The sequence below is a fragment of the Vannielia sp. genome, from assembly GCF_029212645.1.
GTDB lineage: Bacteria > Pseudomonadota > Alphaproteobacteria > Rhodobacterales > Rhodobacteraceae > Vannielia.
In genome coordinates this window covers 31095-38041 of the sequence record NZ_JARGND010000032.1, presented here as the reverse complement: position 1 = coordinate 38041, position 6947 = coordinate 31095, and the positions used below count along the sequence as shown (strand labels likewise).

Annotated in this window: 2 protein-coding genes; both read left to right on the top strand. The window is 60.5% G+C overall.

All coding sequences use genetic code 11. The features are described 5' to 3' along the window. Positions 1-12 precede the first annotated feature (12 nt). Entirely contained in the window at positions 13-5175 is a 5163-nt protein-coding gene (locus P1U55_RS11140) for a hypothetical protein (RefSeq protein WP_366943047.1), read from the top strand. A 167-nt stretch (positions 5176-5342) separates the two neighbouring features. Then, positions 5343-6944 carry a RyR domain-containing protein gene (locus tag P1U55_RS11135; RefSeq protein ID WP_301047651.1) on the top strand — a complete coding sequence of 534 codons (1602 nt, stop codon included), beginning with the start codon at positions 5343-5345 and terminating at the stop codon, positions 6942-6944. Positions 6945-6947 lie beyond the last annotated feature (3 nt).

Genomic DNA, 6947 nt, shown 5'->3' with positions numbered 1-6947 from the left:
ACCGATGAGCACTTGGCGGCGGCAGAACGGCAGGCCTTTTTGCAGGCGATTGCCGCCTTGGCGGAATCGGGGCGGGTTTATGTTTTGTCCACGTTGCGGAGTGACTTTTACCAACATGCGCTGGACGAACCGATTTTGGCGCAATTGAAAGGAAGCGAGGGGCAAATTGATTTGTCTGCCCCGACGCCTGCCGAGATTGGCCAGATCATCCGACAACCCGCTATGCGGGCCGGTTTGCGGTTTGAGGAACACCCTGAAACCGGCGCCCGCTTGGATGATGAATTGCGCGATGTGGCGGTTTCAGAGCCTGATAGCCTGCCGCTGTTGGAGTTTACCCTGGAAGAACTCTATCACCGCCGGTCGCCGGAAGGGGTTTTGACCTGGGAAAGCTATGAGTCGCTCGGTGGGCTTGCCGGCGCTTTGGGGCGCAGAGCCGAAGAAACGTTTTTACAACAATCAGATGCGGCACGGGCCGCCTTGCCTCGTGTCATGCGGCGGATCATCCATTTGGGGGTTGGAGAGGATCAGGCCCCAACCAAAAGACCTGCGCCATTGTCGGGGTTTGCCCCCAACAGCCCGGAGCGCCAATTGGTCGATGCCTTTGTGGAAGCCCGGCTGTTGGTTGTGGGGAGCGACAGCGCCGGAGAGCCGCAGGTTGCACTGACACATGAGGCTCTGTTGTCCTCCTGGCCCCGGCTGAAAGAGTGGCTTGCCGCTGATCGGGATTATCTGCGCATCCGGGCGCGGGTCAACTTTGCCGCAGACCGATGGGAGGAATCCGGGCGGGACGCGCAGATGCTCCTGCCAAAGGGGCGGCCTCTGGATGAGGCCCGGCAGATCTACGGTGAGGCGGATATGGATCTGCCGCAATCCATGACCTCCTTCATCGCGCAGTCCATCCGCCGGGCCACGCGGGCCAGACGGGTGAAACAGGCGGCGGTGGCAACTTTGGCGGCGCTGAGCATTCTGGCCTCTGGGGCCGCGTGGTATGCGGATGGTCAACGGCGCGAAGCGGCACAGGCGCGCACCATTTCAGAAGCCGCGCAGGCGCAGGCCGTGCAAAGTGCGGCCGAGGCCCGCGCCGCCCGCGCCACGGCCGAAACAGAGCAGGCGCGCGCCGAGGCAAACGCCATAGCGGCGCAATCGGCCCAGACAGAGGCTGAGCGCAGCGCCGCCGCCGCCGAAGCCCGCCTGGCTGAATTGTTCCTGGAGCAAGGGCGGCAGGCGCTTGTTGCCGGGCGGGTTGAGGAAGCAACGCTGTTGCTTGGTGCGGCCTTCAGCGGCAGCGAAAAGGAGAGCGTTGGCACGCTATTTTCGCAGGCGCGGGATTTGGCGGCCATGCGCGGCGAGGAGGTGCAGGTTCATTCCGGGCAGATCACAGCGATTGCCACCAGTGCTGATGGGAAAACCGCTTTGGCCTCGGTGGATGGCTCCATTCTGGTGCGCCGGCAAGGGACTGGCGAGATTGTCGGGCGCCATGCAGGCGATGACAGTGCGCTGCATGGTTTGGCCTTTTCACCTTCTGGTCGCTATTTGGCGGCTGGGGGGGATGGCGGCACTGTTTTGCTTTGGGATTTGCAGACCAAGATCATGCGCCCCCTCGACGGCCATTTTCAAACCGTGTTCGGGCTATCGTTTTCTGATGATGGTGGCACCTTGGTATCTCGCAGCCACGACAAGACCACGCGGCTTTGGCGGGTTGATGACGGGGCGGAGCTTTCGGTGATCGCCGAGCCTGTCGGATCGCCCTTGGCGGCTGAATACCTGCCGAAAGACAACCGGTTGATAACGGTCAACAGCGGCGGCCTTGTTACGATCTGGGATGTGGGCACTGGTGAGAGCTTGCAGCGGTGCTCTGTTGAATTTGAAAACCAGATACAGGATGCGCAGCTTTACGGCACTGGTTTTGCCGTGCTTGCGATGGGTGAAAACGGCACCAGGCGGATTTCCGTTTCAGATGATTGCGCAGAGATCTGGCACAATGCTTCGCCCTCCTATGGTTTGCACCACGTCGATGCTCTGACCAAGATTGGGGTGCGGCATGAGGCCGGGGCCTCTGTGCTGGATTTGAGAACCGGCCAAGAGATCACGCGCCTTGAACGAGCAAACCCAACGGCAGAGAAAAGCACGATGATTGCAAGTGTTGTGTCGCCGAACAAAACCCTGGCTGCAATTCTGGACAACGAGGGGGTGTTGTCGATCCACGATGCGCTTGGCGGGCGGGCCATTGCCGAGATCAAGGCCCACGCGGCCCCCGGCAGTGCGATGGCATTTTCAGATGACGGGGCCGTTTTGATCACCGGGGCTGCGGATGGCACCGCGACCACCTGGCATGTGGGTGCCCTGCGCCCGTGCCAGATTGATGAAGGCACGGGGCGCGCCGCGGCCTTTTCGCCAGACGGCAAGTATTTGGCCTCGGGCAACAGCAAGGGGGCGGTAACGCTGGTTCAGGTGGAGACATGTTCCAAAGTGTTCAGCGCCAGCCTTGCCACGGCAGACTGGGTGCAAGACATCCTGTTCAGCGCGGATGGCGCTTATATTGCGGTTGCGGCGGGCACCGATGTAGCCGTGTTGCAGGCCGGGGATGGGCGTGAAGTCTGGTCACACCGGTTTTCACCGGATCATCTGGTGACAAGCCTGACAATGCAGGAGGGGCTCACCGGGTTGATCGTTGGAACGCGCGTTGGCGCGCCATGGAACAACAAGGGCGGTTGGTTTGAGCTTGATTTTGCAACCGGCGGGATCCTTCAGAAAAGTGCCTCGCCGGAGAATGCGATTTCAAGGGTCGAGATATGGAATGACGGCGCTTACGTGTTGTCGCGCAGCCGGTATGGGCTGGATTTGTGGTGGCGCCATACCGGGGAGCGGCGGCTTCAGGTGGGCTACCGCTCGGTGCGGCGCGTTGCCTTTTTTCCCGGCAAAACCCGCATGGCGCTGGGGGATGATGACGGGGTGGTGCGCGTTATTCGCCACACCAGAAGTGAGTTGTTTCGGTTCAAGGCGCATGATGCGCCGATCTCTGCGATTGCTGTCAATTCGGACGAAACCCTTTTGGCGACTGCCGCTCAGGATGGCACGGCGGCGCTGTGGAATGCGCAAACCGGGGCGCTGATTGCGCAGATGGCGGTGCAGCCGACCGAGATCAGAGCTTTTGCCTTTGTCTCCGGCACATCGTTCTTGCTGTCTGCAGCGGCGGATGGGCGCGTGGTTTTGTGGGATCAAACTGCGGGCACGGCCGTAAGCAAATTTGACGGGCCTGCAGGGCGGCGCCCTCGCCTGGCGGTGAGCCCAACCGGGCAGGTCTTTTCGGTTTCTGTAGGGAATGAAAGCACCCGGATCTGGCCTTTGCCCACATCCCGCGTGCCGGTTGATCAGGTGTCTGCGGTGATCAGCGAGGTGACGCCATGGGGGCATTCGGTTGACGATGCGCTGCCGCAGGATCGCTGGCAATCGCTGGCTTTGGAGGCCCTTGCCTCCAAACAGGCTGACGAAGACTTTGTTTCTATTGAAACGCGCAAACAGTTGGAAATGGGGCGGCTGGCGGCGGTGCGCCAGGATGCCGTATCCGCTGGCCGGAACTGGGGGCAGGCGCCATTTGACGCGGCGGATCTTCCGGCGAGCCTTTCTGCCTCGTTTGATGTGGCCATGGCGGCGAACTCGGTCGTGTTGCGAGGGTTGCGCAAGGTGCTGACGGAGCACAAGGAGCGGGTTGAGCATATTGGATTTTCCCATGACGGACGGTGGCTAAGCTCCGTTGATTGGAACGGGCGCTTGATCCTGTGGGATGGGTCTGACTGGACCAAAAGGCTGGAACCGGAGGGCAAGTTTGGATCTGACGTGTCATTTTCGCCGGATGATACGCGCCTCCTGGCGAGTGCGCCCTACGGCGGGCTTGTGGTGCTGGATACCGAGGATGGCTCGGAGGTTTTGAAGGTAGCGGAAGGCCATACCGGGCAGTGGTCTGCCGATGGCACTCAATTTGCAGCGTTCCCCCGGCTTGGCCCGCCAATTGTTTTTGACGCAACAACTGGGGCCGTGGTTGCGCGGTTCACAACCCTCGGCTCTGATGGCAGCGGGTTTTCCCTCAGCCCGGATTTGAAAACCCTGGCCTTGGGCACCGAAGCAGGGGTGGCTTTGCTCGATACCGTTTCGCGGGCAGAGGCTGCTTTGGTTTCGCCCCCCCGTACCACTGATGAAGACAGGCCGGATTTACTGTTCAGCCGTTTCTCACCCGATGGAAAGCGCATCGCCGTTATCTGGACCGACAACACTGGGGCGGTTTTTGACGTTGAAAGCAAGGAGCGGTTGTTTGATCTGCCTGCGGATGCCCTGTTTGTGCAGTTTGGCAAGACGGTGGACCGCATTCTGGTGAGCCAGAAGAAACGGAAGGTCTCTCTTATCGACAGTTCGGATGGATCAGTTCTTGAGAAACTGGATGGGGATTTGCCAAGCAATGGTGGTTTTCAAGCGGGTGAGACGCTGTTCGCGATCCTTGATGGCGGCGCCAAATCCATCCAACTCCATGGTGTGGAAACCGGGCGCTACCACGGTTCTTACATCAACCATGCGACCAGTTGGTTGCGTCTGGTCACATCGCCGGACGAAAAGACCCGTGTTTCGGTTTCCGGGGATGGGGCGCTGCTTATCTGGGACATTCAGGATGACGTTGGCCCGTTGAGACCCTCTGAAACCAGCTTTGAAGCGCTCCAAGAGGATATTTTGGCCGAGCACCCTGATGGTGGCGCGCTTGTGCAGCTTGGCAGCAACGCAGCGCTGCGGGTGGATGGTCAGGTCTCTTCGCTGTTGAGCGGGCATGCGGGGCGGGTGACGGCTGGCGCGATCACGCAGGATGGCGACAGGGTTTTGACCGGCGGTGAGGGCGGCAAGGTTTTGATCTGGAACCGCGAAACCTTGCAGTTGCAACGAACCATTCCCGACGCTTGTTCAAAGCCGGTGGCCGCTGTTCTGCCCACGGTGGATAATGCCGGGCTTTGGGTGCACTGCGAAGACGGCGCCTTGCGGTTGATTGATATGGAACGGGGAGAGCCTCTGATTGCCTTCATGGCGAAACCTGCGGATACCTCAAAGCCGGGCCGGATGGCGTTTTCTGATGATGGTAAATCGCTTGAATTGCGCGGCTCCGATGGGCCTTATCTTTGGCAAATCGCGCCATGATCCGGTTGCCGCGTCTGGTGCGCCGTTTCCTGGGTTTGTTCAGCCGGTCACCCGCTGAACCGCCAAGGCAACAGGCTGGCGCTGATGCGCGACTGCGCCGTATCGCCCGGATATGTATAGTGGTTTGCGGTGTTTTGGGGTTTGCTGCCTACGCGCAACAAACCCCTTTGGCGCAGTTTGACCAGATCACGGATCAAGCGGTCGCCCTGCTCGACGCGCTCTATAAAACGATCAAGCTGTTCATGTTCAGCGGGCCTGAGGCCATGGCCGGGCATGAGCATAACTTGGCCAACTGGCTATTGGCCGTGCTGCGGTTTTTGGCGCCGCTTTGTTTGGCAGGCTACGTCATCTCCTGGTTTGACAAGTTGTGGCAGCCGATCGTCGCGCGGCTGCGCCTTTGGGGGGCAAAAGGCCATTACGTTATAACCGGCAGCGACTCGCAGTGTTGGATACTGATCCGCAATATTCTCGCGCAGGGCGGGACGGTGGTATTTATCGCAAATTCGAACGAGGAAGCGCAGATGGCGTGGCGTCGTTTTGGATTGCAGGTCATCATCGTGCAGGGGCAGGTTGCGGCGGTTGAGGTGTGGAAACGGGCCAGAATTGACCGCGCGGCCTTGGGGGTGCTGTTGCGAACCGATGGCGAGAACCTTGGCCTCATGAAGCTCTTGCGCGGGTTCAAGGTGCGTGACGGGGAGAGCGGGACCACCCGTATTTCCTTGCGGCTGTCTCGTTTGGCGGTCCTGCGCGAATTGGTCGCCCGTCCCGGCGTTTTTGCGCCGGGAAGCAGGTTTCGCTTTGAGCCATTCAACCCCGATGCCATGGCGGCGCGGGCGTTCTTTCACAACCGGACGCAATTCATGGATGCGGCGGCGGCCAAGGCACCGGGAGTGCATTGGCTGATCTTTGGGGCATCGTCGCGGATAGAGGCGATGATCGAGCAATTAGCCCGCATCGCGCCGCACCCGGCTTTGGAGACCCCATGCGTGACGCTGTTCTCGACGGAGCCAACCAGGGATCACCATTTGCTGGATCAAAAGCTGGGGGGATTGGGGACGGCGTTTCACTATTCTGTTCGCCCTTGGGAGCAAGCTCCGGCGATGCCAGGTGTGGATGACCTTGGGCAGATTGATGAAGCGCGTCCCGTTACCGCGATCCTGATCGCAAATGACGGTGAAGGCGCGCCGGAGCTGGCGCTTTCGTTGGATGGGGCCGCCGAGCGGGGGCGGATATTCAGCGCGCCGATCTTCGTTGTCTGTGCGAAGGGCGAAACGCTCCTGCCGATCACCGACCTTGGGGGAGGGCGCATCACCCTGGCGGAGCCAGACGAGGCGGTTTTGACATTGGAGAACCTGACCGGGGTTTTGGATCGCTCCGCGCAGGGCCTTCACCAAGCCTACTGCGACTATGCGCAGGGCGACCACCCGGATTGGTCAGAGTTGGACGAAACCTACCGAGAGGCAAATCGCCGTGCCGCCGACCACGCCAAGACAAAACTGGAAGCCCTTGGAGTGCCAGGGCCATTGGGGTCTATTGAGCAGGGGATTGAGGATCTGGTGGCCCAGCATCGTGAAGAGCTTGCCATAGCGGAACATGAGTCCTGGAGGGTTGATCGCCTTGTGAACGGCTGGGTTTTTGGCGAGACGCGCGACAACCAAAAGCGTCTTCATCCGAACATCAAACCCTATGAAGAGCTTTCAACGGCGGAGAAAAACCTGGACCGCTGGCAGGTGGATCAACTGCCCCGCATCGCGAAGCGGCGGGCGTGATGA